Annotated in this window: 22 protein-coding genes; 11 read left to right on the top strand and 11 right to left on the bottom strand. The window is 75.7% G+C overall.

The genetic code is table 11. The annotated features are described in order from the left end of the window. Positions 1–360: 360 nt before the first annotated feature. Complete coding sequence (locus WME98_RS06580; protein WP_437332642.1) at positions 361–1,065, top strand: RNA polymerase sigma factor; 705 nt, start codon at positions 361–363, stop codon at positions 1,063–1,065. Further along, positions 1,062–2,462 (top strand): FecR domain-containing protein, encoded by a 1,401-nt coding sequence (locus tag WME98_RS06575; RefSeq protein ID WP_437950515.1) that lies wholly within the window; start codon positions 1,062–1,064, stop codon positions 2,460–2,462. Before WME98_RS06580 ends, WME98_RS06575 begins: the two co-directional genes overlap by 4 nt. Before the next feature lie 45 nt (positions 2,463–2,507). Here WME98_RS06575 and WME98_RS06570 read toward each other — a convergent pair whose 3' ends face one another. Further along, positions 2,508–2,813, bottom strand: a complete 306-nt coding sequence (locus WME98_RS06570; RefSeq protein ID WP_020738867.1) for a PilZ domain-containing protein — start codon at positions 2,811–2,813, stop codon at positions 2,508–2,510. Positions 2,814–3,066: 253 nt separating this feature from the next. Between WME98_RS06570 and WME98_RS06565 the strand changes: the two genes are divergently transcribed. Next, on the top strand, positions 3,067–4,047 hold the full coding sequence (locus tag WME98_RS06565) for a hypothetical protein (protein ID WP_437950514.1): 981 nt from the start codon (positions 3,067–3,069) through the stop codon (positions 4,045–4,047). Positions 4,048–4,108: 61 nt separating this feature from the next. On the opposite strand, the gene WME98_RS06560 is transcribed toward WME98_RS06565, so the two are convergent. The 3 genes from WME98_RS06560 to WME98_RS06550 form a co-directional block, all read right to left on the bottom strand. Beyond that, entirely contained in the window at positions 4,109–4,672 is a 564-nt protein-coding gene (locus tag WME98_RS06560) for a hemerythrin domain-containing protein (protein ID WP_044989121.1), read from the bottom strand. A gap of 165 nt (positions 4,673–4,837) precedes the next feature. Then, positions 4,838–7,081, bottom strand: a complete 2,244-nt coding sequence (locus WME98_RS06555; protein ID WP_437332638.1) for a hypothetical protein — start codon at positions 7,079–7,081, stop codon at positions 4,838–4,840. A 79-nt stretch (positions 7,082–7,160) separates the two neighbouring features. Then, positions 7,161–7,565, bottom strand: coding sequence for a PilZ domain-containing protein (locus tag WME98_RS06550; RefSeq protein WP_437332637.1), 405 nt, complete (start codon positions 7,563–7,565; stop codon positions 7,161–7,163). A 48-nt stretch (positions 7,566–7,613) separates the two neighbouring features. Here WME98_RS06550 and WME98_RS06545 point away from each other — a divergent pair, with 48 nt between their 5' ends. The 3 genes from WME98_RS06545 (at position 7,614) to WME98_RS06535 (ending at position 11,468) form a co-directional block, all read left to right on the top strand. Beyond that, a complete protein-coding gene (locus tag WME98_RS06545; protein WP_437950513.1) occupies positions 7,614–9,368 on the top strand; it encodes a class I adenylate-forming enzyme family protein in 1,755 nt (584 codons plus the stop codon). Between the two features lie 73 nt (positions 9,369–9,441). Further along, positions 9,442–10,521, top strand: a complete 1,080-nt coding sequence (dnaJ, locus tag WME98_RS06540; protein WP_437950512.1) for a molecular chaperone DnaJ — start codon at positions 9,442–9,444, stop codon at positions 10,519–10,521. 101 nt (positions 10,522–10,622) lie between these two features. After that, positions 10,623–11,468: a pyruvate, water dikinase regulatory protein gene (locus WME98_RS06535; RefSeq protein WP_061625492.1), complete on the top strand. Its 846-nt coding sequence runs from the start codon at positions 10,623–10,625 to the stop codon at positions 11,466–11,468. Between the two features lie 7 nt (positions 11,469–11,475). Here the strand turns inward: WME98_RS06535 and WME98_RS06530 are convergent, their stop codons facing one another. Together WME98_RS06530 and larE are read right to left on the bottom strand one after the other, a co-directional pair. Continuing rightward, positions 11,476–12,396, bottom strand: coding sequence for an MBL fold metallo-hydrolase (locus tag WME98_RS06530; RefSeq protein WP_437950511.1), 921 nt, complete (start codon positions 12,394–12,396; stop codon positions 11,476–11,478). 29 nt (positions 12,397–12,425) lie between these two features. Then, positions 12,426–13,286, bottom strand: coding sequence for an ATP-dependent sacrificial sulfur transferase LarE (gene larE / locus WME98_RS06525; RefSeq protein ID WP_437332634.1), 861 nt, complete (start codon positions 13,284–13,286; stop codon positions 12,426–12,428). Positions 13,287–13,413: 127 nt separating this feature from the next. Between larE and WME98_RS06520 the strand changes: the two genes are divergently transcribed. Next, the gene (locus tag WME98_RS06520) at positions 13,414–14,172 is read left to right on the top strand and encodes an OmpA family protein (protein ID WP_437950510.1); all 759 of its coding nucleotides are present in this window, start codon (positions 13,414–13,416) and stop codon (positions 14,170–14,172) included. A 6-nt stretch (positions 14,173–14,178) separates the two neighbouring features. Here WME98_RS06520 and WME98_RS06515 read toward each other — a convergent pair whose 3' ends face one another. Continuing rightward, positions 14,179–16,611, bottom strand: a complete 2,433-nt coding sequence (locus tag WME98_RS06515; protein ID WP_437950509.1) for a fused MFS/spermidine synthase — start codon at positions 16,609–16,611, stop codon at positions 14,179–14,181. A gap of 407 nt (positions 16,612–17,018) precedes the next feature. Between WME98_RS06515 and WME98_RS06510 the strand changes: the two genes are divergently transcribed. Genes WME98_RS06510 through WME98_RS06500 form a run of 3 tightly spaced genes read left to right on the top strand, consistent with a single transcriptional unit; the run spans position 17,019 to position 20,646 of the window. After that, positions 17,019–18,668 (top strand): ABC transporter ATP-binding protein, encoded by a 1,650-nt coding sequence (locus WME98_RS06510; protein ID WP_437950508.1) that lies wholly within the window; start codon positions 17,019–17,021, stop codon positions 18,666–18,668. Next, positions 18,665–19,747 (top strand): ABC transporter permease, encoded by a 1,083-nt coding sequence (locus WME98_RS06505; protein WP_437950507.1) that lies wholly within the window; start codon positions 18,665–18,667, stop codon positions 19,745–19,747. The genes WME98_RS06510 and WME98_RS06505 overlap by 4 nt, the downstream gene beginning before the upstream one ends. Beyond that, positions 19,744–20,646: an ABC transporter permease gene (locus WME98_RS06500; protein ID WP_437950506.1), complete on the top strand. Its 903-nt coding sequence runs from the start codon at positions 19,744–19,746 to the stop codon at positions 20,644–20,646. The genes WME98_RS06505 and WME98_RS06500 overlap by 4 nt, the downstream gene beginning before the upstream one ends. A gap of 81 nt (positions 20,647–20,727) precedes the next feature. Here WME98_RS06500 and WME98_RS06495 read toward each other — a convergent pair whose 3' ends face one another. Further along, a complete protein-coding gene (locus tag WME98_RS06495; RefSeq protein WP_061629653.1) occupies positions 20,728–21,324 on the bottom strand; it encodes a Uma2 family endonuclease in 597 nt (198 codons plus the stop codon). A gap of 73 nt (positions 21,325–21,397) precedes the next feature. Further along, the gene (locus WME98_RS06490) at positions 21,398–21,937 is read right to left on the bottom strand and encodes a hypothetical protein (RefSeq protein WP_020738850.1); all 540 of its coding nucleotides are present in this window, start codon (positions 21,935–21,937) and stop codon (positions 21,398–21,400) included. A gap of 106 nt (positions 21,938–22,043) precedes the next feature. Between WME98_RS06490 and WME98_RS06485 the strand changes: the two genes are divergently transcribed. Beyond that, positions 22,044–23,276 carry a M14 family metallopeptidase gene (locus tag WME98_RS06485; protein ID WP_437950505.1) on the top strand — a complete coding sequence of 411 codons (1,233 nt, stop codon included), beginning with the start codon at positions 22,044–22,046 and terminating at the stop codon, positions 23,274–23,276. Positions 23,277–23,319: 43 nt separating this feature from the next. Here the strand turns inward: WME98_RS06485 and WME98_RS06480 are convergent, their stop codons facing one another. Beyond that, entirely contained in the window at positions 23,320–24,522 is a 1,203-nt protein-coding gene (locus WME98_RS06480) for an MFS transporter (RefSeq protein ID WP_061624057.1), read from the bottom strand. 201 nt (positions 24,523–24,723) lie between these two features. Then, entirely contained in the window at positions 24,724–25,326 is a 603-nt protein-coding gene (locus tag WME98_RS06475; RefSeq protein ID WP_437950504.1) for an N-acetyltransferase family protein, read from the bottom strand. Between the last annotated feature and the right edge of the window lie 244 nt (positions 25,327–25,570).

The following is a 25,570-nucleotide window of genomic DNA, read 5'->3' as shown; positions in this document are numbered from 1 at the left end:
CCCGGAGGAACAACTTTTGTGCGCTTCCGGGCGTCACTGCGGGCCCGGGGGCGGCGCCACGCGCGCGCGAGGCCACGCAGCGGCCTGAATGATCCGGCTGCCGGGCGCATCAGAGGCTTTGTGCATACCGTGGAGGTCGAGACGGGGGCGTTATGGGCGCACCTCTCGCGGTCGTTCTTGTTTCCCCTCGGCTGGGGTGCGCCGGCCGGCCGCGCGGACGAGCTGCCCGCCCGGGCGGCCGAGGGCGCGCGCGTAGCGCTCGACGTGACGTCCGCTGGCGACGACCTCTCTCGCCGCCCGGAGCTGGTCGCCTCGCCATCGAGCTCCATGAGCGCCGAAGGGGCGGATAGGCTTCCGCCCGTGACCGAGCCCGACGACGTGGGCGAGTGGATCCGCCGCTTCCAGAGCGGCGACCCCACGGCTTTTGCCGAGATTTTCCGCCGCTATCGCCGCGACGTCGCGCGGCTCGTCTTCCGGATGCTCGGACCGTCCGCCGACGCGGAGGACGTCATCCAGGAGGTGTTCATCCAGGTGCACCGGAGCCTGGGGGACTTCCGGGGGCAGTCGAAGTTCACGACGTGGCTCCACCGGGTGACGGTCAACGCCGTGCTGATGGCCCGGCGCGCGGCGCGCTCCCGGCCGGTGTTTGCGGGCGAGCCCAGCGTCGAGCTCGAGGTCGACCGCGGCATGCTCCCGGACGAAGACGCCGCCCGCGCCCGCAGGATTGACGCGTTCCGTCGGGTGCTGGAGCGCCTCCCCGAGAAGAAGCGGGTCGTCTACGTCCTCCACGAGCTCGAGGGGATCGCGCCGACCGAGATCGCGGAGATCGTCGGCGCGCCGGTCCTGACCGTCCGGACGCGCCTGTTCTATGCGCGCCGCGAGATCGAAGCGATGATGCGCGCCGAGCCCGCGCTCGCCCAGCTCGCCGCCGAGCTGGCCGAGGGCGGCGCGGACAAGGCGGACGGCGCAGGTCCGGAGGCGGCGCGCGCGCGGGTTTCTGTGGGAGGCGCCGCCGTGCGGTATCCCGCGGCGGATGGATCGGCTGTCGACGCGGAGGACATGTGAGCGGCGCAAAGCAGTACGAGCGGGCACGGGAGCACATGGAGCGGCTGCTCCGCGCCGAGGAGCCTCCGGAGCCCCGCTGGGACGAGATCGAGCGCGAGCTGTTCGCGCGGATCGAGCGGCCCGCTCCGGTGCGCCGCGCCGCTCCGCCGCGGCGCTCGCCGCTCGGGCGCGCGCTCGCGTTCGCGGCGGCCGCGGCGGCCATCGCGTTCGCGGTGCTCGCGGCCGGGCGCTCCGCCCCGCCCGTCGTGGCGACGTCGACGCCGCCGCGCGCCCGCGATCTCGCGGACGTGCCGAGGGCCGCCGGGGCGGCCGACGATCTGGATTTCCGCGCCCTCCGGCCCGGCGACGCCGTCGAGACCGCCGCCCACGCGATCTCCTTCGCCGACGTCGGCTCGGTGCGCTGGACGCTGCTGCCGAACAGCCGCGCCGTGGTGCGCGCCGTCGGCGCGGCGGGGGTCGGCCACGTGATCGCGCTCGAGCGTGGCTCGGTGCGGGCCGACGTCGTCACGCGCGCGCCGGAGGAGGGCCTCGTCGAGGCGTTCGCCGTCGAGGTGGACGGCACCCGCGTCGCGGTGCACGGCACGCTCTTCACCGTGACCCGCCTCGCGGATCGCGTGGAGGTCGACGTGGAGCACGGCACCGTCGCGGTCGGTCCCGCGGCGTACCGCGGCGCGACCACCGCGCACCTGCTCGTCGGTCCGTCGCGCGGCACCTTCTCGCTCGACGGCGGCCGCGAGGCGCGCCTGCTCCAGCGCCCGGCACCGGAGGGCAACGCCGCGCCGGAGGGCAACGCCGCGCCGGAGGACGCCGCGCCGGAGGGCAGCGCCGCGCCGGAGGACGGCGCGCCCGCCGCCTCCCCGACGGAGCCGGCGCGTCCACCCGCGCCGCCCCGGCCCACCGCCGGCGCGACCGCCGGCACCGCCGGCGCGACCGCCGGCGTGCGCCCGCCGAGCGGCGCCGCCGCGGCCCGTGTGGTCGTCGCTCAGGCGGAGGAGACCGCCGCCGCGCCCGCCGCGCCCGCCGCCCCGGCGGTCGCCGCGCCGCCCTCGGCGGTCGCGGAGCCGACTCCCGCGCCGGCGATCGAGCCGGCGCCGGCCGCCCCGGCGTCGGTCGCCGACGTTCAGGCGACGCCTCCCCCGCCGGCGCTGACCCCGGCCTCCGTGCAGTCGCAGCTGTCGAGCTGTTTCGCGCGCGAGGCGGCGGGCGGCCCGTCCCTGGTCCGCAAATCGGTCGCCTCGACGCTGCGCATCTCCGTGCGACCGGACGGCAGCGTCGCCGCCATGCGCTTCGACCCGCCGCTCCGGCCTGCGCTGCAGGCCTGCGCCCAGGGCCTCTACCAGGGGCGCTTCGCGGGAGGCCCGATGCACCTCGCCATCCCCTTCATCATCGAGGACTGAGCGCGGCCGCGGCGAGGAGCGCCGCGCGGCACGTCGCGCGGAGGCTCAGAGCGAGCCGAGGAGCTGCGTGAGCGCGTAGGTCTCCCGCGCCCCCATCACCCCGAACTGCACCCCCATCCCCTCGGGGGTGGTCCATCGCACGACCGACGGGATCGCGGCGGCCTGCTTCAGGCCCTCCAGCGACAGCAGCACCTCGATGCTCGCCCCGAAGGGAGCCGGCGAGGTGGTCTCGATGAACATCCCGCCGAGGCTGATGTCGCGACATATCGCATCGATGCGCGGGCCGTCGCCGATCCGGAACGCGATCGAGAGCTCGATGGGCTTGCGCGGGTGCTTGCGGTGATCTCGCACGTTCCTCGCTGGTTCGGTGCGCGGCGCTGGAGGTCGCCGCGTGGGGTATTCTGAGGCGCGGAGGAGACGATCAATGTCGCGAGCCGAGAGCGCCTCTGTCAAGCGCCGGGAGCCGCGCTCGGCCCCGTCGACCCCGTCGACGCGCCGCCCGGCCGGTGGGCTTCCTCATCTTCTTCCCGCACGCGCGATCGAGGAGCGCGCGCCGGAGCGCCGCGGCTTACGGCGGCACCTCGAAGGCTGGGAGCCGGGGCTCGTGGCCGTCTTCATCGCGGGCTCCGCGGCGATCCTCGCGGTGCCGCGCGCGGTCGAGCCCGCCGAGCTGCCGCTGCCGCTCGCCGACGCGCGCGCGATCGCGCGGGTGCGGGACGCGGACATCGCCCGCGCCCGCGAGGCCGAGCAGCTCGGGCTCGACGCCGAGGTGCGCGCGCTCGGCTCCGCCATCCGCGCGTTCGGGATCGTCGACGCCGACGCGGACCACACCGAGGCGGAGCTCCTCGCCGCGCGCAAACGCGTGATCGAGGCCACCGGCCCCGCGCTCGCCCAGGGGGACGAGGCGGTGCTCCGGCTGCGCGCCTTCCAGATGAGCTCGTTCGTCCGCGAGGTGCGCCGCTTCGAGGCGACCGGCGAGGCGTCCGACGAGCTCCGCGAGCTCGGCGGCGACTTCCCCGGGCTGCTCCGCCGAAACGCGTGGCTGACGGCAGGGGGCGCGGGGTGGCGCGACGGCGGCGAGGCGCGCCGCGTCGCCATGGACGGCGCCGCGCTCGGGGCGCTGTTCAAGAAGCGCTGGGACGCCATCGTGGGCCTGCGGCGCGCGCCGTTCGGCGTGGCGCTCGACGAGGAGCGCGCGCTGTACAGGTTCCTGCTGTCGCATCCGCTCAGCGGGAGGAGCGCGCAGGAGCTCGCGGCGCCTCCCGCCGCGGAGACGGCGGCGCGCCTCGAGCCTCAGGCGGGCGAGCCGGGGCCGCGCTCGCCCGCGGCGGCGCTCCGGGCAGCGGAGGCGCAGCGCGCCGAGGAGCACTACCGCCTGAAGAAGATCGACGAGCTCGCCGCGCTCGATCCGGCGTATCCCAGGCACCTCGCCCGCGGCATCGCGCTCTACCGGCTGGGGAAGTTCGTGCAGTCGGCGGACGCCTTCCGCAGCCACCTGGACCAGCACCCCGACGGGGCGCACACGCTGCGGGCACAGAACTTCCTGCGCGCGGCGCTGGAGCGCGCGAGCGAAGAGCGGTTCTAGCGCGGCGCTCTTTCCGCCGGGCGAGCGCGCGCTGGACGAGCGCGTCGAGCTCGCCGCGCCGTCACGGGCCCCTGCGCATCCCGCCGGGCCGGTAGGGGCGCCCGCTGATCCCCTTGGCGGGGTTGCCGTGCCCGCCGCGCCCCCGGCGCGTCTCCATCTCGTTCATGATCCCGTGCATGGCCGACGCCTGCAGGAACCGGCGAGCGGCCGGAAACACCTCCTGCTCCTCGCAGGTCACGTGCCGATGGTACGCGGCGCGCAGGTCCTCGATGAGCTGGGGGAGCTTCTCCAGCGCCTCGGGGCCGCCGTCTCGCTCGATCGCGGCGCGCAGCTCGTTGATCGCGCGCTGATGCGCCTTGTGCTCCTGCCGGAGGCGCTCGAGCGTCGGCGCGATGGCCTCGAGCACCGCGAGCCGCGGGAACAGCGAGCGCTCCTCGTCCTCGTGGTGCCGGCTCATCGATCGCTCGAAGTAGGCCACCACGCTGGAGAGGCCCTCGAGCGCGGCGGCGCGCCCGCGGGGATCGCCGAGCGCCCGCGCGGCGCGCGCGAGGTCGTTCAGGTTCTCTTCCAGGCTCCGGTGAGCGGAGGCGAGCTTCTCGAGCGGATCGTTCCGGTCATCGGACATCAATCGATGATCGAACAAGAGCGCGCACGCGTGGAAGTCATTTTCTCTCCGCGCATGCGGTTTGGCGCGCCGCGCGCTGGCCATCCGACCCCCTCGCCGCCTGGCCAGCGCGGGGACGACATCCCACCTTGAAGGAAGGATCGCGCCGCGGCGCAGCGCGGGCCGCTACGGGAGGCTCGCGTTGCGGGGCAGCTCGAGCCGCAGCTCGGGGGCCAGCATCTCGCGCGCGAGGTGCACCTCGAGCAGGTCGATGACAGGGCTCTTCGACACCGCCCGGAGCCGCTCGTCCGCGCCCGCATCGCCGGCCGCCTTCTTGGCCATGGCCGTGTAAAATTGCGCTTCCACGCGCTGCGCCGCGTTCTGGGCGAGCTTGCCGAGATCCGCGTCGCTGATCTTGCCGTTCGCCCACGCCGCGAGCTTTCCTGTCCAGGACGCGCGGTTCACCGCGCTGTCCAGCGCGCGGCCCGCGGTGCCGTCCGTCGCGACGCCGAGGGAGCGCTCCAGCAGGAGGACCCAGAGCCCGCCGTAGACGAGATCCTCCTCGTCCAGGTTCGCCTCGAGGCCGCGCTTCAGCGCCCGCCGCGCGGCGGGGAGATCGCGCTCGACGAGCGCGCGCCCCACGGCGTCGAGCATCGTGGCGCCGAGCTGCGGCGGCTCGGCGGCCACCAGGGCGAACGCCCGCTCGTAAGCCCGGGTCGCGCCCTTCTCGTCGCCGTAGCCGTCGAGGATGCGCCCGAGCAGCCGCTCCGTCCGCGCCTTGGCGCCGGGATCCCGCGCGCGCTGCCGGGCGTCGAGCGCGGCGGCGAGCGCCGCGTCGAGCGACTCCTTGGCCCGGTCCTGCGTGCCGGCCTCGCGGTGGAGCTCGAAGGCGAGCAGGTGCGCCTGGATGACCTCGAGCGGCGCGGTGCGCGCGTCCGGCGCGCCCAGCGCCCGCCGCACGTCCTCCAGCGCGGCCTGGAGCTCGCCGGACTGCCGCTCGGCCATCGCGAGCAGCGTGAGCCCGTTGACCGTCGGCTCGGCCGCCGTCGCCGCGCGGAGCAGCGGCAGCGCGCCGGCGAGGTTGCCGGCGCGCAGCTCGAGCGACGCCATGAGGGACCGGACGCGCGCGCCCGACGGATCCACCGCGGCGCCGCCGCGCGCCGCCCGGTCGGCGAGCACGAGCAGCGGACCCGCGGCGTTGTAGGTGCGCCGCGCGGCCTCGAAGTCGTCGTTCGACGCCTCCTCCGAGAGCGCGCCGAGCACGAGCCCCAGCGCGGACCCGAGCGCGCCGGCGCTCGGGCGGTCGCCGAGCGCGCCGGCCAGGAGGAGCGGCGTCGCCTCCGACATGCCGAGGCGGATCATCACCTGGGAGAGCAGCGCGGCGCTGTCGTAGCTCTGCGGGTCGCGCCGGTAGGCCTCCAGGGCCGTGCCCCAGATCGCCCCGTCGAGCAGGTCCTGCAGCATCCCGGTCTCGGCGTCGCGCTCCTGCGTGTCGTGGTGGGCGAAGGCGGCCGCGAGCGCCTGCCACGAGACCGCGTCGCCGTCGGACGCCGCGGCTTTGAGCCGATCGTACAGGCCGGGCGGGATCACCCGGCGCGCGCTCGTGCGGTCGATCTGCTCGAGCGCGCCCTGCGCGTCCCCCCAGCGCAGGAACAGCGCGGCCATGCTCGCGCCGCCCGACTCCAGCGCGCGCGCCGCCTCGACCGCCTCCTCGCGCTCCGGCCGCTTCCCCCCTTGCCGGTACTCGATGTTGAACTCGATCGCCCGGTCGATCCACGCCGCGGTGGCGGCGGCCGCGCGCTGGATCGCCTCGGGGCGGCTGTCGAGGAGGGCGCGCGAGACGGACGCGCGCTGCTCCATGCCGAGCTGCTCGAGCGGCCCGCCGGTGCGCGTATCCTTCATCCAGCGATCGAGCGCGGCGAGGTGCTCGTCGACCTCGGCGCGGGCCCGGCTGCCGGCCGGCAGCGCGGCGGCGCGGAGCTCCATGAGCGCCCGCACCCGCCCCTCGTCGCCGCGGGGGCTCAGCCGCTCGATCGCGCCGGCGAGGGCGCGCTCGCCCACGGCGTCGATCATCTCGGCGTGGCCCTCGCCGGGACGGACGAGGTAGAGCGCGCCGCGGACGCTGTCGACGCCCCGGCTCGGCTGCCCGGCGTGGAAGCGCGCCGCCGCGTGCGCGAGCTGCCGGCGGACCACGCCGATGAGCAGGCCCGTGCGCTGCGGGCTCTGCTTGCCGTCGCGCACGATCGTGTAGAGGCTGGCGGAGAAATCGGCGTCGCGGACCTCGACGGGGGCGGCGCGGCCTTCGGCGCCGGGCGGCCCCTTCGCCCCCGGCGTGCCGGAGGCTGCGCAGGCGAGGGGAGAGAGCGCGAGGGCGAGCGCGGCGAGACCCCGGGCGAGACGGCGCCGGGGGGGCAGGGTCGGCAGCGACATTGCGAGGCAGTGTACACGGGCACAGCGTGCGCGCACCCCCCGGTCCGCTCTGTCTTCTGCGCTACCGCGCGCTCCAGCGCTACCGCGCGCCGTCGCCGAGCTTGCGGCCGAGCAGCTTGGAGGCGAGCGTTTCGCCGAGCTCGCTCATCATCAGCTGCTCGACCACCGCGTCGGTCGCGCCGCGCTCCGCCTCGCTCGCGTACTGGAACTCGATGCCCATCCCCGCCGGGGCCGTCTCCGTCGCCTCGGCGGGCATCACGATCCACTTCACCCGGCCGCGGAGGCGGAGCGGCTCGGCCAGGTTGCGGATCGAGAGGGCGAAGACGAACTCCGTGCCGATCGCGAGCGGGCGCTCTGTTCGGATGAAGGTCCCGCCCTTCGAGATGTTGCGCGTGTAGTCGGCGAAGAACGTGTTGAGTCGCTTGTACTCCACGCTCAGCTCGATCGCGGCGCGATGGGCTGAGCGGCGGTCTGGCTCCGTCACGGCTCCACCCTACCACGCCGCGCGAGGGCCAGAGTAAAGTCGCCGGCCATGGAACTCGGTCATGTCAGGGCGGCGCTCGCGAGCGGGCGGCGCAGGGCCTCCGCGCTCAAGGACGGGGCGCTCGTCGCCGGACGGGCGGTGACGCAGACGGGGCTCCTCGCCGCGCTGCGTTGGCCGGGGCTCAAGGTCCTCGCGCGCGAGCTCGCGAAGGGCAAGGCGAACCCGTCGCTCCTCTTCCGGTTCTACGCCGAGAACAGCCCGCACCGCATCGCGGTGATCGATCCACGGAGCCTCGGGCCGCGGAGCCTCGGGCGCCGCGCGGCCGAGGGGGAGGCGACGGCCCCGGCCGAGGACCGGGTCTACTCGTTCTTCGCGCTGAACGAGGCGATCGAGCGGCTCGGCCACGCGCTCGACCGGCGCGGCGTCGGCCCGGGCGCGACCGTGCTGCTCGCGCTCAAGAACCGCCCCGAGTTCGTGATGTGCCAGATCGCGCTCGCCCGCGTCGGCGCGTCCGTGGTGACGGCCTCCTGGCGATCGACCCCGGCCGAGCTCTCGTACCTCGCCGGCCACTCCGGGGCGCGGCTGCTCGTGTTCGACGCCGACATCGCCGACGTGATCCGCGAGGCCGCGCCGCGGCTCGAGGGGATCCCGCCCGAGGCCATGATCGCGGTCGGCGAGGGCGCGCCGGGCTTCTCGCGCTTCGACGAGCTCCTCGCCGAGCCCGGCGCCGCGCCGGACCGCAGCGAGCGCGCGGCGGTGGTCATGTACACCTCCGGCACGACCGGCAAGCCGAAGGGCGCGGTGCGCGGCTTCGGCGGCGGGGTCGTCATGTCGGCGCTCGGCGCGATCGGCGCGACCCCGATGCGCGCGGGCGACGTGCACCTCGCGGTGTGCCCGCTCTACCACCTCACGGCGTTCGGCTTCGTGAACCTGTCGCTCGTCCTCGGCGCGACGATCGTGATCTTGCCGGAGTTCCATCCGGAGCTCTTCCTCGAGGCGATCCAGCGCTACCGCGTGACCACCACGGCGGTCGTCCCGACGATGCTGCACCGCGTGCTCGAGCTCGGCGAGGCGCGCATCCGCGCCCACGACACGTCGTCGCTCACCGCGATCTTCACCGGCGGCGCGCCGCTGCCGCCGGCGCTCGCGGCCGAGGTCATGGGGGTGTTCGGCGACAAGCTCTTCAACTTTTACGGCGCGACCGAGACGGGCATCGTGACGATCGCGGGCCCCGAGGATCTGCGCGCGTCGCCGGGCACCATCGGGCGCCCGGTCGCCGGCAGCGCGCTCCTGCTCGTGGGCGACGACGGCAGGCCGTGCCGGGACGGCGAGGTGGGTGAGCTCTACGTAAGGAGCCCCCTGCTCGTGTCCGGCTACCACAGAGATCCCGGCGCCACGCGCGAGTCGACGCTGGACGGCTACTTCTCGGTCGGCGACCTCGCGCGCCGCGACGCGCGCGGCTGCTACCACATCGAAGGCCGCAAGCGGGACCTCATCATCTCCGGCGGCGTGAACGTGTACCCCGCCGAGGTCGAGGCGGTGCTCCACGATCACCCGGCGGTCGCCGAGGCCGCCGTGGTGGGGGCGCCGGATCGCGCCTGGGGGGAGCGGGTGCGCGCGTTCGTCGCGCTGCGGCCCGGCGCGTCCGCGAGCGAGGACGACATCAAGGCGCACTGCCGCGCCGCGCTCGCGGGCCCCAAGGTCCCGCGCGAGATCGTCTTCGTCGACGCGCTGCCGCGCAACCCGACGGGCAAGGTGATGAAGCGCGAGCTCGCCGGACCCGAGCGGAAACCAGCGGGATAGGCGCGCCGCTAGCCGCTGTCCCGGGGGGGCGATCGATGCTATTTCGCACCTCGTGCGGGATCCGTACGAGGTATTGGGCGTCGAGCGTTCCTCGACGCAGGATGAAATCAAGAGCGCTTTCCGGCGGCTCGCCGCGCAGCACCATCCCGACAAGAACCCGGGGGACCAGGGCGCGCACGTCCGCTTCAAGGAGCTGAACGCGGCCTACCAGATCCTGAGCGACCCGCAGAAGCGCGCGGCGTTCGATCGGTTCGGCCCCGCCGCCGTCGGCGCCGCCGCCGGCTCGGGCTTCCAGGGCGTCCCCTTCGACATGCAGGACCTCAACCTGGACGCCATCTTCGGCGACCTGCTCGGCGCCCTCGGCATCAAGGTGGGCGACCGCGGGACGCTCCAGAAAGAGGTGCGCATCAGCTTCGAGGAGGCGGCGTTCGGCTGCACGAAGCAGATCACCTACGATCGCGTCGAGCCGTGCGGCGACTGCGCCGGCTCGGGCTCGGCGCCCGGCTCGTCGACCGAGCGGTGCGCCGCGTGCGCGGGCCGCGGCCGCGTCCGGATGCAGCAGGGGATGTTCCCCATCGCGATCGAGCGCCCGTGCGGCAAGTGCCGCGGCACGGGGCGGATCGTGATCGACCCGTGCAAGACGTGCCGCGGCGCCGGCCTCGCGGCGAAGCAGAAGACGATCGAGGTGACCATCCCCGCGGGCGTGGAGAACGGCGCGACCCGGCTCGTGGAGCGCGGCGGCAACGCCGTCCGCCCCGATCGAGGGCCGGGCGACCTCGAGCTCACCATCCGCGTCGCGCCGCACGAGCTCTTCCGCCGCGTCGGCGACGACGTGGTGTGCGCCGTGCCGATCTCGTTCGCGCGCGCGGCCCTCGGCGGCGAGCTGGAGATCCCGACGCTCGACGGCAAGGGCCGGCTGCGGATCCCCCCGGGCACGCAGCCCGGCGCGGTGCTCCGCATCAAGGGCAAGGGCATACCGCGCCGCGTCGTCGGCGGGCGCGGCGATCAGCTCGTCGAGGTGAGCGTCGAGGTGCCGACGCAGCTCACCGCCTCGCAGAAGGAGCTCATCTCCCAGCTGGCGAAGGAGCTCGGCGAGAACGTGCAGCCGCAGCAGGTCACCTTCATGGACAAGCTCAAGGGGCTGTTTGGTTGACCCGCCCCGCGCCCGCGGGCGATCCTCTCCGTCCCGCTGAACGCCGGGGCACGAGCGCTGCCTCGAGCGCCTGCGCCGACACGGCGACGGAGGCATCGGACATGGACAAGCCGAAGTTCATCGACGTCCTGAGCGACTCGACGGGAGAGACGGCCGAGAAGGCCGTGCGCGCCGCGCTGCTCCAGTACCCGGACGCGGGGGTGCAGATCCGCCTCCACACCCGGGTGCGCACGCCGGAGGTCGCGCGGCCGGTGCTCGAGCGCGCGGCCCGGGAGGGCGCGCTCGTGGTGTTCACGGTGGTGAGCCCCGAGCTGCGCGAGTTCGTGCACGCCTCGACGGCCCAGCTGAACATCGAGGCGATCGATCTGATCGGCTCGCTCATCGTCCGGCTCGGCACCTTCCTCGACCGGGAGCCGATCAACCTGCCGAGCGCGATGCTGCCGCTGAGCGAGGAGTACTTCCGGCGCATCGAGGCGGTGGAGTTCGCGGTGAAGAGCGACGACGGCAAGGAGCCGCGGAATTTCAAGCGGGCGGACATCGTCCTCGTCGGCGTCTCCCGCACGTCGAAGACGCCGCTGTCGACGCTGCTCGCGCAGCGCGGCCTCAAGGTCGCGAACCTGCCCCTCGTGCTCGGCGTGGCGCCGCCGCCCGAGCTCATGGACGCCCCCCAGGACCGGGTCGTCGGCCTGACCATCGGGATCGACCAGCTCTGCGCGATCCGGCAGGCGCGCCTGCGCCAGCTCGGGATGCCGGCCGAGACCAACTACGCGATGCGCGAGCACGTCCGGCAGGAGCTCGACTACGCGAGCCGGCTCTTCGCCGCGCACCCGGAGTGGCCGGTGGTCGACGTCACCGGGCGCGCCATCGAGGAGACGGCGGTGATCATCCTGGAGCACCTGAAGGAGCGCGACGAGCGCGCGAAGGCCGCGCGGTCGTCGCTGATGTGAGGCGGCGCTAGCGGGCGAGCGCCCGCGTCTCTCCGATGTCGAGGATCCAGAGCGCGTCTTCCGGGAGCCCGCGCGCCTGCCAGCCGGCGCGCGTCCGCTCCGGCGGCTCGCCGGGGGGCTCGTCCGTGAGCCGGTACGTGCCCCAGTGCATCGCCACGAGGCGGTACGCGCCGAGCAGGACGCTCGCCTCGATCGCCTCCTCCGGGCACATGTGCTGGGGCTCCATGAACCAACGCGGGTCGTAGGCGCCGATCGGGAGCATCGCCCAGTCGATCGCGCCGGCGCGCCGGCCGATCTCCGCGAAGCCGTCGAAGAAGGCGGTGTCGCCCGAGTGGTACGCCGTCCCCTCGGCGGCGCGCATCAGGTACCCGCCCCAGAGCGCGTCGTTCCGGTCCCAGGGGAAGCGCATCGACCAGTGGCGCGCAGGGACGAGCGTGATCTCCACCCCGCCGACCACGGCGCTGCCCCACCACTCGAGCTCGACGATCCGCTCGGCGCCCGCCTCGCGGAGGACCGCCTCGTGGCCGACGGGCGCGACGTAGACCGGCGCGCTGCCCAGCCGGGACAGCGTCCACGTGTCGAGGTGATCGCGGTGGTTGTGGGTGATGAGGACCGCGTCGACGGGCGGCAGCTCGCCGAGCGGGATGCCCGGCGGCGCGAGCCGGCGCAGCGGGCCGGGGCCGTCGCGGTAGATCGGGTCGATGAGCAGCCGCGCGCCGCCCAGCGTGACGAGGAAGGACGCGTGGCCGATCCAGGTGAGCGACGGCGCGGCGGCCGCGACGAGCGCGCGGTCGTAGGGCCGCACGGGCGCCGAGAACCCCCCGGGATCTTTGCGGTTTCTGCCGGCGATGGCGTCGACGACCTTCCAGCGGAGGATGTCGGCCGGGCCGCGGATCGGTCGGGTCGCGAGGTGATCGAAGCGTCCCATGGCGAGGATCCTCCGGCGGGGGCCGCCGGTCAGCTCACGATCTTGAGGGCGCGGCCGACGAGGACCTCGTTGTGGCTGCCGGTCCGGTACCCGCCGAGATCGAGCGTCACGTACCGGAAGCCGTGCCGCTTGCCGGCGGCCACGACCTCGGCGCGCACGGCCGGCTCGGCGGCGCGCGCGAGCTCGCCGGCGTCGAGCTCGATGCGCGCGAGGTCGTCGTGGTAGCGGACGCGGACCTGGCGGAACCCGAGGCCGCGCAGCGCGGCCTCGAAGCCGCCGATCTGCGCGAGCCGCTCGCGCGTGACGCTGGTCCCGTAGGGAATGCGGCTGGAGAGGCAGGCGGCGGCCGGCTTGTCCCAGATGGGCAGGCCGACGCGCGCCGCGCCGGCGCGCACGTCGGCCTTGCTGAAGCCGAGCTCGACGAGCGGGCTCACCACGCCGGCCTCGCGCGCCGCCTCCAGCCCGGGGCGGTAGTCGCCGAGGTCGTCCGTGTTGGTGCCGTTCAGGATCGCCGCGAGCCCCCACTCGGAGCGCTTGCGCACGGCGATCCGGTAGAGCTCGCTCTTGCAGTGGAAGCAGCGGTCGGGGTTGTTCGCCACGTAGCGCGGGTCGTCGATCTCGGACGACTCGACGAGCCGGTGGTCGGCGCCGATGAGGCGGGCGATCGCCGCGGCCTCTTCCTTCTCGGCGGGCGCGAGGCTCGGCGAGACCGCGGTCATGCCGACGGCCTTCGGGCCGAGCTCCTGGTGGGCGACCGCGAGGACGAAGGCGCTGTCGACCCCGCCGGAGTAGCAGACGAGGACGGAGCCGAGCTCCCGGAGCCGGGCGCGCAGCCCGGCGAGCTTCGTGTCGATGAGGGAGCCCTCGGGCGTGAGCGACGGCGCGGACATGGCGATCCTCCCTTTACCACACGCCGCCTCGGGCGCCGGTCCGCCCGGCGCCCGCGGGGCGACCCGAGGCCGCCGACGCCAGGTTACTTGCGGTTCGAGCGCCGGTTCTGACACGCTACAGGGCGAGATGGACTCGAAGAGGAAGCAGGCAGGCCGCACCGCCCTGCCGTTCGCGGTCGCGGCGGCGCTCGCGGCCGCCGCGCACGCCGGCCAGGGGTGCGGAGACAACCGGCTGCCGCCGCGGGACCTGCCGCGCGCCGACGAGCAGCGCCCGCTCCCGCGCTGGTACCCGGAGAAGGCCTGGTCGGAGCAGGGCGGGGAGAGCCAGGTCTACATCCAGGGGAAGATCGTCTTCGAGACGAACAAGGCGTCCATCCGGCCGGGCAGCGAGAAGACGCTGGAGACGCTGCTCCAGTTCCTCAAGGAGCACCCCGAGGTGACGCGGCTGCGGATCGAGGGGCACACCGACGCGCAGTCGAGCGAGGAGCGCAACCAGGAGCTCAGCGCGAAGCGCGCGCTCGCGGTCGCCGACTGGCTGGTCGACCACGGGGTCGAGAACATCCGGCTGATCGCGGTGGGCTTCGGCGAGTCGCGCCCGCTCGGGCCGAACGAGATCGCGGCGGGGCGCAGCGAGAACCGCCGGGTCGAGTTCCACGTGGCCGAGGTGGACGGGCGCCCGTTCCAGGGGCAGGATCCGTACGCGGGCGGCCTCGCGCTGGAGGTGCTGAGCCTCGAGGAGCGCAAGCTGCGCGCGGAGCAGGCCGCGCAGCCCAAGGCGCCCCCGCCCCGCAAGGCCTTCGTGGCGACCGGCGACGAGATCAAGCCGGTGCCGGTCAAGCCGCCGGTCGAGGCGTCGGGGCCTGAGGGCGAGCCGCTCAAGCCCTGAGCGCCCTCAGGGTCCGAGGTGGCGCGCGCGGGGCGCCGGCGTGCGGTACCGCGAGAGGAGCGCGAGCGCCGCGTCCAGCGACGCGCCGTAGGGGAGCACGTTGCCCTTCGGGGTGGCGTACTCGAGGTAGAGGTTGTCGTCCGTGGACAGGATCGGCCCGCCGTCCTCGGCCGCGTCGGCGACGAGGCGGTCGAGGTCGTCGCCGGACGTCACGAGATCGTCGAGGAGGTCCGCGAGCCGCGCGCCGGCGAGCGTCGCCTGGAGCGCCGGGCGCGCGTCGAGCGCCGCGAGGCGCGCCTCCGAGGCGACGAGCGGCGCGGCGCTCGCGACCAGGATGCCCTGCGCGCCGCCCACGAACAGCGCCACGTGCGGGAAGGCGCTGCGCATGGTCCGGATCACGACGGCGAGCTCGCGCCGCCGGATGTGGTGGAGCTGCACCCACTGCTGGAGGACGCCGCCCTCGGCGAGCCGGGACCTGGCGAGCTCGTAGAACTCGCGGCTGTAGAGGCTCGCGGCGCCCGCGAACCAGACGCTGGTGAGCTCGATCGCGATGAGGTCGTAGCGGCCTTCGGCGGCGACGAGCAGCTCGTTCCTGCCGTCGTTGAGCGAGAGGCGGACGCGGGGGTCGTCGAGGGCGTTGAGGCTCGGGCCCGCGAAGAAGCGGCGGGAGGCCTCGACGATCGCGGGCGAGATCTCGGCGACGTCGATGCGCTCGAAGGGGTAGGCCGCGATGGTGCCGGTGGTCGTGCCGGTGCCGAGGCCGATGACGAGCGCCGCGCGCGGGTGGCGGACGAAGAGCGAGGGGAAATGCGCGAACCGCCGCTGCGCCGTCATCTCGGGGCCGTCGTCGCCCTGGAACTTGCCGTTCGTGTACATGGTCGTGACGCCGGCGCGGCGCGCGACGGTGGTGACGCCGCCGTGCACGTCCTCGCGCACGAAGTCGATGCGCTCGGGCCGCGGCCCCATGGCGAAATAGACGTTCGCGCCGCTGGTGAGGCGGGCCATGTCCCAGCGCGGCGCGAGCGCGGCGAGGGCGGCCGCGGCGGCGGCCGCCGCGAGGGCGCGGGGGAGCTCCGCGCGGGCGCGCGTGGCGGCGAGGACCGCCGTGAGGGCGAAGGCGAGCGCGATCGCGAAGAGGGCGCGCTCCGAGCCGAGCGCGGGGAGGATCAGGTAGCCGGTGATGATGGAGCCGGCGATCGTGCCCAGGGTGTTGGCGGAGGTCAGCCTGCCGACGCGCGCGGCGACGTCGGCGTGCGCGGCGGCGCGCGCGAGGAGGAGCGGGAAGGTGGTGCCCATGCACAGCGTGGGCAGCGCGAGGATCGCGAGCGCGGCGAGCGCGCGGCACGCCTCGCGGCCGGCCCAGCCGTCGACGTGCTTGCCCGCGAAGGCGAAGAGCCGTGGGAGCTGGTCCCAGAGCGGGGTGGTGGCGGCCAGCGAGAGGGCCGTGGCGACGAGCCCGCGCCAGAGCGCGCCCTCGCCGTGGCGCCGCGCGAGGGCCGGCGAGCGCGCGGCGCCGACCGCGAGGCAGACGAGGAAGACGGCGAGCATCAGCCCGAAGGCGTAGGCGCTGTTGCCGATGAGCAGCGCGAGCAGGTGCGTCTCGACCACCTCGGCGGCGAAGACCAGGAAGCCCGAGGCGAACGCGAGCGGCAGGAGGAACGACGCCTCGGCGCGGCCGCCGGCGGGCGGGAGGGGGGCGCGCGACGAGCGCGCCTCGGGGGAGGGCGCCTCGGGGGAGGGCGCCGTAGACGACGAGCGGGCGTCGAGCGCGGCGGCGGGCGGGGCGAGCGCGGGGCCGCGGAGCCCGGCGGAGATCGCGACGGCGCCGAGGGTGAGGTTGGCGATCGCCGCGGACCAGAGCGCGCCGCGGATCCCGAGGAGCGGGAGGACCACGTAGGCGCCGGAGAGCGCGCCGGCCGCGCCGCCGGCCGTGTTGATGGCGTAGAGCGAGGCGAGGCGGCGCGCGGCGTCGTGGTCGGCCGGGGGCGCGCCGTCCGGCGCGGCGCCGGCGCGGAGGATGCGCGAGAGCACCGGGAGCGTGGCGCCCATCGCGACCGTGGGGACGACGACGACGAGGGCGGTCAGCGCGGCGCGCGCCACGGTGAGCAGCGCGAGCGAGTCCGGCGCGGCGCGGGCGACGGCGACGTAGGCCGAGGTCAGCGCCTCGAACAGGAACGGCGAGACGGCGCAGATGGCGCCGACGATCGCCTCGAGCGCGCCGTAGACGACGAGCGGGCGGCGGGCGGCCGCGGCGTGGCGGCCGCCGAGGTGCGCGCCGAGGGCCAGGCCGCCCATGAAGGCGGCGAGGACCGTGCTCACGGCGTAGGCGGTGGCGCCGAAGACGTAGGCGAGCAGCTTGGAGAAGGCGACCTCGTAGAGGAGGCCGGTCGCGCCGGAGACGAAGAACAGGGCAGCCACGAGCGGGAAGCGGGAGCGCACGGGCGCGCACGCTAGTACCGCGGATCGGAAACCCCGCCAGGGATTTGCCTCGCGAGCGAAGAGAAATTGGAACGCAAAGGCGCCAAGAGCGCAAAGACGCAAAAATGCATGAAAATTTGTCTTTTTGCGCCTCTGCGCCTTTGCGCCTTTGCGTTGAACTCTCTCCGGATCCCTGGCGGGCGGAGCCAGTACGGGCGCGCGAGGAGCAGGCGCCTTCGCGGGGCGCGAGGGGGACGATGCGCCGTCTGCGGCGTCGCTCCTCGGGCGAGTCCGGACCTCCAAGCAGCGCCGGCGCGACTGGTGCCGCGCCGGCGCGGGCCCTTGATCGCCGGCGTGGCCGCGCGTCCCCGTGTAGCTCGCCCCGCCCTCGCCTCCGCCCCGCCGCCCTCGCCCCGGAGCCCCGCGCCGTGACGGAGCCGCCGGCCTCGGGTGTGCCCGCGCCGCCCCTCCCTGGCGGCGCGGTGCCCGCGCCGCCCCTCCCCGGCGGCGCGGTGATCGAGCTCGACGACGTGGTCCTCCGCTACGGCGAGCACGTCGCCGTGCGCGGCGCCTCGCTCCGGCTCGACCCCGGCGCGATCCACGCCATCGTCGGCGAGAACGGCGCCGGCAAGTCCACGCTCCTCAAGCTCGCGGCCGGCGTGCTCGCGCCCGACGCCGGCGCCGTCCGCGTCGACGGCGCCCCGCTCCGGCCGGCGACGCCGGCCGAGGCCGCCCGCCGCGGCGTGGGGATGGTCCACCAGCACTTCATGCTCGTCGGGAGCTTCCTGGCCCTCGAGAACGTCGTGCTCGGCTGCGAGCCCACGCGCGGGTGCGGGCGGCTCGACCTCGCCGCCGCCCGCGCCCGCGCGCGCGCCCTCATGGAGGCGGCCGGGCTCTCGATCCCGCTCGACGCGGCGACCTCCGCGCTCACCGTGGGCGAGCGGCAGAAGCTCGAGATCCTGCGGGTCCTCTACCGCGGCGCCCGGGCGATCCTGCTCGACGAGCCCACGGCCGTGCTCTCCCCGATCGAGGCCGACGGCCTGTACGCGACCCTCCGGCGCCTCGCGCGCGAGGGCCGCACGGTCGCGGTCGTGACCCACCGGCTCGACGAGGTGATCCGGTTCGCGGACCACGTCACCGTGATGCGCCGCGGGCAGGTCGCGCTGTCGCGGCCCGCGGCGGGCCGGTCCGCCGAGGCAGGGGAGCGCGGCGCCGAAGGAGAGCTCACCCGCGCGATCATGGGCGGCGAGCCCCCGCCGCGGGTCGATCGGCCGCCGCTCGGCGAGGGCGCGCCGGCGGCGCTCGAGATCGCCGGGCTGACCGTGACCGGCGCCGGCGGACGGCGCCTGCTCGACGGCGTGACCCTCACGGTGCGCGCGGGGGAGATCGCCGGCGTCGCGGGCGTCGAGGGCAACGGCCAGCGCGAGCTCGTGCGCGCCATCGCCGGGATGGAGCCGCGCGCGGCCGGCCGCGTCGCCGTCGGCGGCGTCGATCTCTCCTCGTGGGACATCCGCGCGCGCCGCGCGTGCCTCGGCGTGGTGCACGAGGACCGCCACGCCGAGGGCGTGCTCCTCGGCGCCTCGGTCGGCGACAACCTCGTCCTCGGCGACCTCGGCGAGCTCCCGCGCGGCGCGCGCGGCCGCGACGCCGAGGCGGCCCTGGTCGCGCGCCGCGTCGCCCGCTTCCGCGTCGAGCCGCCCGATCCGTCGCGCCTCGCGGGCGAGCTCTCCGGCGGCAACCAGCAGAAGATCGTGGTCGCGCGCGCGCTCGATCGCGTCGCCCCGGCGGCGCGATCGAACGCGCGCGCGGCGATCCGGGCGCCGCGCCGCGCGGCCGCGGTCCTCGCCCAGCCGACCCGGGGGGTCGACGTCGGCGCCGCCGCGGTGATCCACGCGGCCATCGCCGAGGCCGCCGCGGCGGGGCTCGCGGTCCTCGTGATCAGCGCGGACCTCGGCGAGCTCCGGCGGCTCTGCCACCGGCTCCTCGTGATGCGGAAGGGCAGGATCGTCGTGACCCTCCCGCCCTCGTGCTCCGACGAAGAGATCGGGCGCGCGATGCTCGGCCTGGAGGCGGCGTGAGCCCCGCCCGCGCGGCCGCGCGCTTCCGGGGCGGGCTGCGCGAGCTCCGCGGGGCCGCCCTCCCGGCGGCGCTCGTGCTCGGCGGCATCCTCCTCGCCCTGAACCTCATCTCGTTCAGCTTCGGCGAGGCGCCGGCGCCGATCCTCCGCCGCGCCTTCGAGGGCACGTGGGGCACGCCGTACGGGGTCGGTCAGGTGCTCTTCAAGGCGACGCCGCTCCTCTTCACCGGGCTCGCCTTTTCCATCGCGCTCCGCGCGGGCCTCTTCAACATCGGCGCCGAGGGGCAGCTCGCGATGGCGAGCCTCGCGGGCGCCGTCGTCGCGGCCCGGCTCCCTCCGGGCACGCCGTGGGCCGTCGCGATCCCGGCGTCGATCGCGTGCGCCATGGCCGCGGGCGCCGCCGTCGCGCTCGTCCCCGCGCTCCTGCGCGCCCGCCTCGGCGCCCACGAGATCATCAGCGGGATCATGATGAACCGCGTCGCCGACGCGCTCGCGCCGTGGCTGCTCGCGTCGGTCCTCGGCAGGGCCGCGATGCGCACCGCCGACGCCATCCCCGCGGCCACGCTGCCGCGGCTCGACCGGCTCGTCCCCGCGCTGCGCGGCAGCGCCGCGAGCGTCGCCTTCCCCCTCGCCGTGGCGCTCGCGTTCGCGGCGCACCGCGCGCTCTCGCGGACCCGCGCGGGCCGCGAGATGCGCTTCGTCGGGCAGTCGGCCGAGGCCGCGCGCGCGGAGGGCATCGACGTGCCGCGCCGGCGCCTCGCGGCGCTGCTCGCCTCCGGCGCCGTGGCCGGGGCCGCCATGACCGCGACGACGCTCGGGTACAAGGGGTACTACGAGCTCGGCCTCGGCGCGGGCGCGGGCTTCTCCGGGATCCCGGTCGCGCTGCTCGGCCGCGGGACGCCGCTCGGGCTCGTGCTCGCGGCCGTGCTGTTCGGCACCCTCGAGCAGGCCGGCCTCGCCATCAACGCGCGCGTGCCGAAGGAGGCGATGGACGTGCTCGAGGCGCTCGCCATCGTCCTCGTCGCCGCCGCGATGAGGAGCGGCGAGCGCGCGGGCCGCGCCGAGGGGGCGCCGGCGTGAGCTCGCCGGCGCTCGTCCTGCTCGCCGAGGCGCTGCGGATCTCCACGCCGTACGCGTGCGCGGCGCTCGGCGGCATCTGGGCCGAGCGCTCGGGCGTCGTCCAGATCGGCCTCGAGGGGGTGCTGCTCGCCGGCGCGTTCGCCTCGGTGGCGGTCGCCCACGCGAGCGGCAGCGCGGCGGCCGGCCTCGCCGCCGCGATCGCCGCGGGCGCCGCCCTCTCGCTCGGCCACGCCCTGATCGTCGAGCGCGCCCGCGTGCACGCCGTCGTCAGCGGCATCGCGCTCAACCTGCTCGCCTACGCGGGGACGCGCCTCCTCCTGCGCGGGCTCTACGACAGCGCCTCGAGCTCGCCCCCGATCGAGGGCTTCCGCGCGGGCCCGACCGGGCGGAGCGGCGCGGCGCTGCTCGCGCGCGTGCTCCTCGATCCGGTCGTCGTCGCGGCGGCGCTCGCGATCGCGGCGACGCCGCTGCTCCTCGCGCGCACGCGCTTCGGGCTCCGGGTGCGCGCCGCCGGCGAGGACCCGGCCGCCGCCGCCGCCGCGGGCGTCCCCGTGACCCGCGTCCGCTGCGCCGCGCTCGCGCTGTCCGGCGCCCTCTGCGCGCTCGGCGGCGCGCACCTCGCCTACGACCAGCACCGCTTCGACTCCGGCATGTCGAACGGCCGCGGCTTCATCGCGCTCGCGGCGGTCGTCGTGAGCGGCCTCCGCGCCGGCCGCGCGGCGCTCGCGTGCCTCCTGTTCGGCGCGCTGGAGGCCCTTCAGATCGCGCTCCAGTCCGCGGCGCGCGGGGCGTCGCGCGCGGCCGATCTCGCGCAGCTCCTGCCGTACGTCGCGACGCTCGTGGCGCTGGGGCTCGCGGCGCGTCGCGGCGCCGCGCCGGGGGGCGGCGCCGCGCCGTGACGTCGACGCGCTCCAGCGCGGCCGCGCTCCAGCGCGACCCCCGGCGCGGCGCGAGGCCGCGCTCTGGGGGGAGCGGCGCCGCTACGGATCCGCGCCCTTCTCCGGCTCGATGCCCTCCCACCAGGCGGAGAGCTCGATCTCGACCGCGTCGAACGGCGCGGCGCGCACGCTCTCGTCCGCGCCGTGGATGCCGAGCTCCATCCACTTGCCGTCGACCTGCTGGGCGACGAGCAGCGTCCGGTCGCGCGGGTCGACGTACCAGATGTGCGGGACGCCGATCTTCATGTAGAAGCGGCGCTTGACGATCTGATCGTAGCTCGCCGTGCTCGGCGAGAGGATCTCGCAGACCCAGTCCGGCACGAGGGTGATCGGCCCCTTGGCGGGGAGCGTCGGGAGGCGCTCGCGGCGGAAGCCCGCGACGTCGGGCGATATCTCCGGCGCGCGGGGCAGCTGGATGCTCGGCTCGGGGAGGATCCACCAGCCGCCGGGGCCGCCGCGTCCCCGCTGGAACGGGTTCGTCAGGTCGGTCGTGATCAGCCCCTCGACGCTCGCGTGCGGCGCGCGCGGGCGAGGGAACGCGTAGAGCGTGTCGTCGAGGATCTCGCCCCGCCACGTCGGCGGCAGCGCCTCCAGGTCGGCGAGCGTCGCCGGGCGGACGAGCCTGGGTGCGAGTTCCATGGGCAGCCTCGAGGAAAATTTACCCCAGCGGGGCGGCGCGCGCTCCACAGAACGATCGCCCCGCGCCGCCTCGTCACCAGCCTAGCCGCTGCAGCCGCTCCCGCGCGCCCTTGACCCCGAAGATCGTCTCCTCGCCGGGCGGCACCACGGGCGCGAGCAGCACGGCCGCGAGGATCGCCGTCACGACCAGCGGCGCTCGCGCGTCGCCGCCGGCGACCGGCGGCTCGCGCACCTGCCAGGCCCGCCGCGCCCGCGCGATCAGCGCGTCGAACCCGCGCCCGCCGATCGCCCGCACCCCCGCGGCGGCCGCCGCCCGCAAAAGAGGCGCGCGATCCAGCGGCACCGTCAGCACGAGCACCCGGCTCGGCGCGCGCGGCGTCGAGGAGACGCGCGCGACGTCGACCTCCACGGCGTCGGCCATCGGCGTGGCCCCCGACGGGTACGCCTTCTTCTGCACGAGCGTCAGCTCCGCGCCGAAGAAGACGCGCGCCTGGTGCGCCCAGCGGTGCTCGTCGATCCGCGCCTCGGGCTCCGGCGACAGCAGCGACCAGCCCTGGCCCGGCGCCGCGAGCTCGATACGTCCTTCCGCCCACCCGTTGACATCAAATTCCATTCGCGCGCCCGCTGCCACGGTAATCCCGGCTCAGCCTGGTCCGGATCGCGCGAAGGCGCGACCCGTGCTCTATAGTCGTGTCATCTAGGCTAAAGGTGAGCCCTGCATGCCGAAGTCCGATCCGGCGTCGGAAGAGCAAGGCCGGGCCGCCCTGAGGGCGGCCCTCTTTGTACATCGCCGCGCGCCCCTCTCGCGCCAGCTCGCTCGCCGCGGCCTCGGCCCCTACCGCGGCTACGGCGAGCTCCTCGAGGCGATCGAGCGGCTCGCCGATCGGGGGGCGCAGCTCTCCCTGATCGGGCGCTCGATCCGCGGCGAGCCGCTGCTCGCCGTCCACATCGGCCCAGTCCGCCCGCCCGGTGACGGCGGCGACCGGCCGGGTGTAGGTCGCCCAGCGCTGCTCTCCCATGGCGGGCGGCGCTTCACGAACGGCGCATCGCCCCGCGGCGCCCACGTCGGCGGCGACGCGCCGGGGGGCGCGGACGAGCCGCCGGCGAACGACGTCGCCGCGGCGGAGCTGGCCGGGCGCGCCGGGCCGCTCGACCCGCGCGGCGCCGCGGGCGCCGGTCCGCACGATCCGCGCCGCGCCGCGGGCGCCGGGCCGCGCGGGCGGACCACGGTGATCCTGTCCGGGATCCACCCCCTCGAATGGGTCGGCATCGAGGCGAACCTCGCGCTGCTCGAGCGCCTCGCGACCGAGGACCTCGGCGGCCGATCGATCTTCGCCGTCCCGATCGTGAACCCCGACGGGCTCCTGCGCGTCGAGATGAACCTCCGCGCCGGGCGCCATCGCTACGTGCGCGGCAACGCCCGGGGGGTCGACCTCAACCGGAACTTCGACGCCGGGTGGTACGAGCGCGGCCTCGTGCAGCGCCTCATCGGGCTCGTCGTCTCGCCCGGCAGCCGCCCCGCCAGCGAGCCGGAGGTCGAGGCGATCGCGCACGCGCTGTCCTCGCGCCGGATCGACCGCGCCCTGTCGCTGCACAGCGCGGGCGGCGCCGTGCTGTACCCGCCGGCGCACAGCCTCTGGCCCGTGGCCGACGCCGCCGAGCACCGCGCCTTCGCCCGGAGCGTCGCGCGCGCCGCGGCCCGCAGGCCGTACCGCGCCATGTCCTACGTCCGCTTCGCGTGGGGCATCCGCAAGGCGGGCCTGGAGATCGACTGGCTCCACGATCGCCACGGGGCGCTGTCGCTCCTCGTCGAGTGCTCGCGCGGCGGGCTCGGCCTGCGACCGTCGCGGCTCGTCGAGCCGTTCGCCTGGTACAACCCCCGGAAGCTCGACGACGCCACGCCGCCGCTCGTCGAGGCCGTCCTGCCCTTCGTGAAGGGCGCGCGCGCCTGAGCGCGCAGCGCGGGGCGGCGCGCTCAGGCGCAGGCGCGCGCCCTCAGGACTCGACCGGCTCGCCGACGGGGAGCTTCTGCAGGCCGAGGAGGACGCCGACGGCGGCGAAGCCCGCCGCCATGAGGCCGTAGGCCGAGAGCGCCCGGTGCTGGATCAGCCACCCGGCGCCGATGGGGCCGACGATCTGCGCGAGGCTCGCCAGCGACTGGCTCACGCCGAGCGCCGCGCCCTGCTCGTCGCGGCCGACGCTCTTCGTGAGCAGCGTGGTGACGGCCGGCCGCACCACCGCCGAGCCGAACGCCCCGATCCCCACGAGCACGAGCAGCGTGGGCAGCGTGTACGCCACGCCGAGCAGGCCGTAGCCGATCACCATCGCGCCGAAGCCGATCAGCGCGAGCCGCTCCTCGCCGAACCGCTTCGCCAGCCGGCCGATCGCGCCGCCCTGGATGCTCCCGCCGACGAGGCCGGAGAACGCGTAGAGGTAGCCCGTCTCCTTGACGCCGAACGCGAAGCGCCGCTCGAGGAACAGCGCGAGGCCGCCGATGAGCGTCGAGAACGAGAGCGTGAAGGCGAAGAACTCGAGCAGCCGGCGGCGCGGGAGCGGCCGGTCGAAGAAGCGGCGGAAGGCGTCCCCGCGGCCGATCGCCGACGCGCGGGCGGGCGCGGCCGCGGCCGCCTCGGGCGAGGCCGCCGGCGCGATCGGCTTCGCCGGCAGCAGCGTGGCCGTCAGGAGGATCGACGTCAGCGACAGCGCCGCCGCGCCGTAGGCCGGGGCGCCGTAGCCGAACCGGCTCGCGAGCTCGCCGGTGATGGCCGGGCCGAGCAGGAACCCCGAGCCGAAGGCGATGCCGATCAGGCCGAACGCCCGGGTGCGCTCCTCCGGCCGGGTCACGTCGCTGATGTACGCCTGCGCGATCGTCAGGTTCCCGGCCGTGAGGCCGTCGATGATCCGCCCCACGAAGAGCATCGGCAGCGAGCTCGCCGAGCCGATCACGAGGAACCCGAAGAACGTGCCGGTCTGGCTCGCGAGCAGCGTCGGCTTGCGGCCCACCCGGTCGGAGATCCGCCCGAGGATCGGCCCGGAGACGAGCTGGCAGACCGCGTAGCTCGCCGCGAGCACGCCGACCACGAGCTCGCTGGCGCCGAAGTGCTCGGCGTAGAACGGGAGCAGCGGCAGGACGAGCGTGAGGCCGAGGACGTCGACGAAGACGGTCAGGAAGATCGGCAGGAGCGGCGAACGGCGCATGGTGGCTTTCGGTGGCGATGGACGGCGGCGAGGACCGCGGGCGATCCGCGCCGGGGTGGCCCGGCCGGCCGACGGGCGCCCGGGCGGCGGTCTCCTCATGACCCATCTGCGCCGCGGTGGGTACCCTCCAGCGCGCCCCGGCGGCACAGCCCGGCCGGCGCGCCGGCGCCGGCGCCCCGGTCGGGCCTGCGCCGGCCGGGATCAGCGCCCGGCGGGCCTGGCCGCGCGCGCGTCCGGACGCGCGTCGGGGGCGCGAAGCGCGAGCGTCATCTGGATGTCGTCCAGGATGGCGCTGCCCACCCGGAACGCGTCGGGGCGGGTGCCGATCGGGACGAAGCCCATCCGCGTGTAGAGCCGCATGGCGCGCTCGTTGTTCGAGAAGACGCCGAGATCCAGGTACGAGAGGCCCGCCTTGTCGCGCGCCCAGGCGATCGCCGTCTCGAGCAGGCGCCGGCCGTGGCCCTGCCCGGTGTAGGGGCCGAGGATGCCCATCGCGATGACGGCGCGGTGGCTCTCGGACCAGACGCGGCCGCCGCGCAGCTCGATGTGCCCGATGACGCGCGCCCGCGGCTCGGTCGACCGGAGCAGCCAGGCCCGCCCCCAGAGCGGCTCGTCGAGCGCCTTGCTCCAGCGGTCGCGCGCGCTCTTCTCGACCTCGTCGGGCGCGAGCGACGTCACGACGGCGAAATGGGGCGCGCCGCGGCGGCCGGACTCGGCCACGTGCTCGACGAGGTAGGTCATGAAGGCCCGCGCGTCCGAGAGCTGCGCCGGGGTGATGGCGGGGAGGGCGGGGGAGGCGTCCATGCCGTGGCGCGCGCTGCGCCTCGGAGAGCGTACTGCCGCCGCGGCGCCTGCGCGACCTGTAAGCCGCGAGCGGGGCGGGGCCGAGCGACCGCGGGCGCGTCCTTTCCGCCGGCCAGCGACGGCCGCGCGGGTCACGGCGCCCGCGGGGGTCGCCGAGCGCCCGCGCGCTCGGGTCGCTGGTGCTGGAGGGGGAGAGAGGAGGAGCGGAGCGCGGGGGCCCCGGCGCGGGGCCCCCGGCGCGGCG

Source organism: Sorangium sp. So ce296 (assembly GCF_051529605.1).
Taxonomy (GTDB): Bacteria; Myxococcota_A; Polyangia; order Polyangiales; family Polyangiaceae; genus Sorangium; species Sorangium cellulosum_D.
The sequence above is the reverse complement of the archived record's forward strand: the minus strand, read 5'-3'. Positions and strand labels throughout refer to the sequence as shown.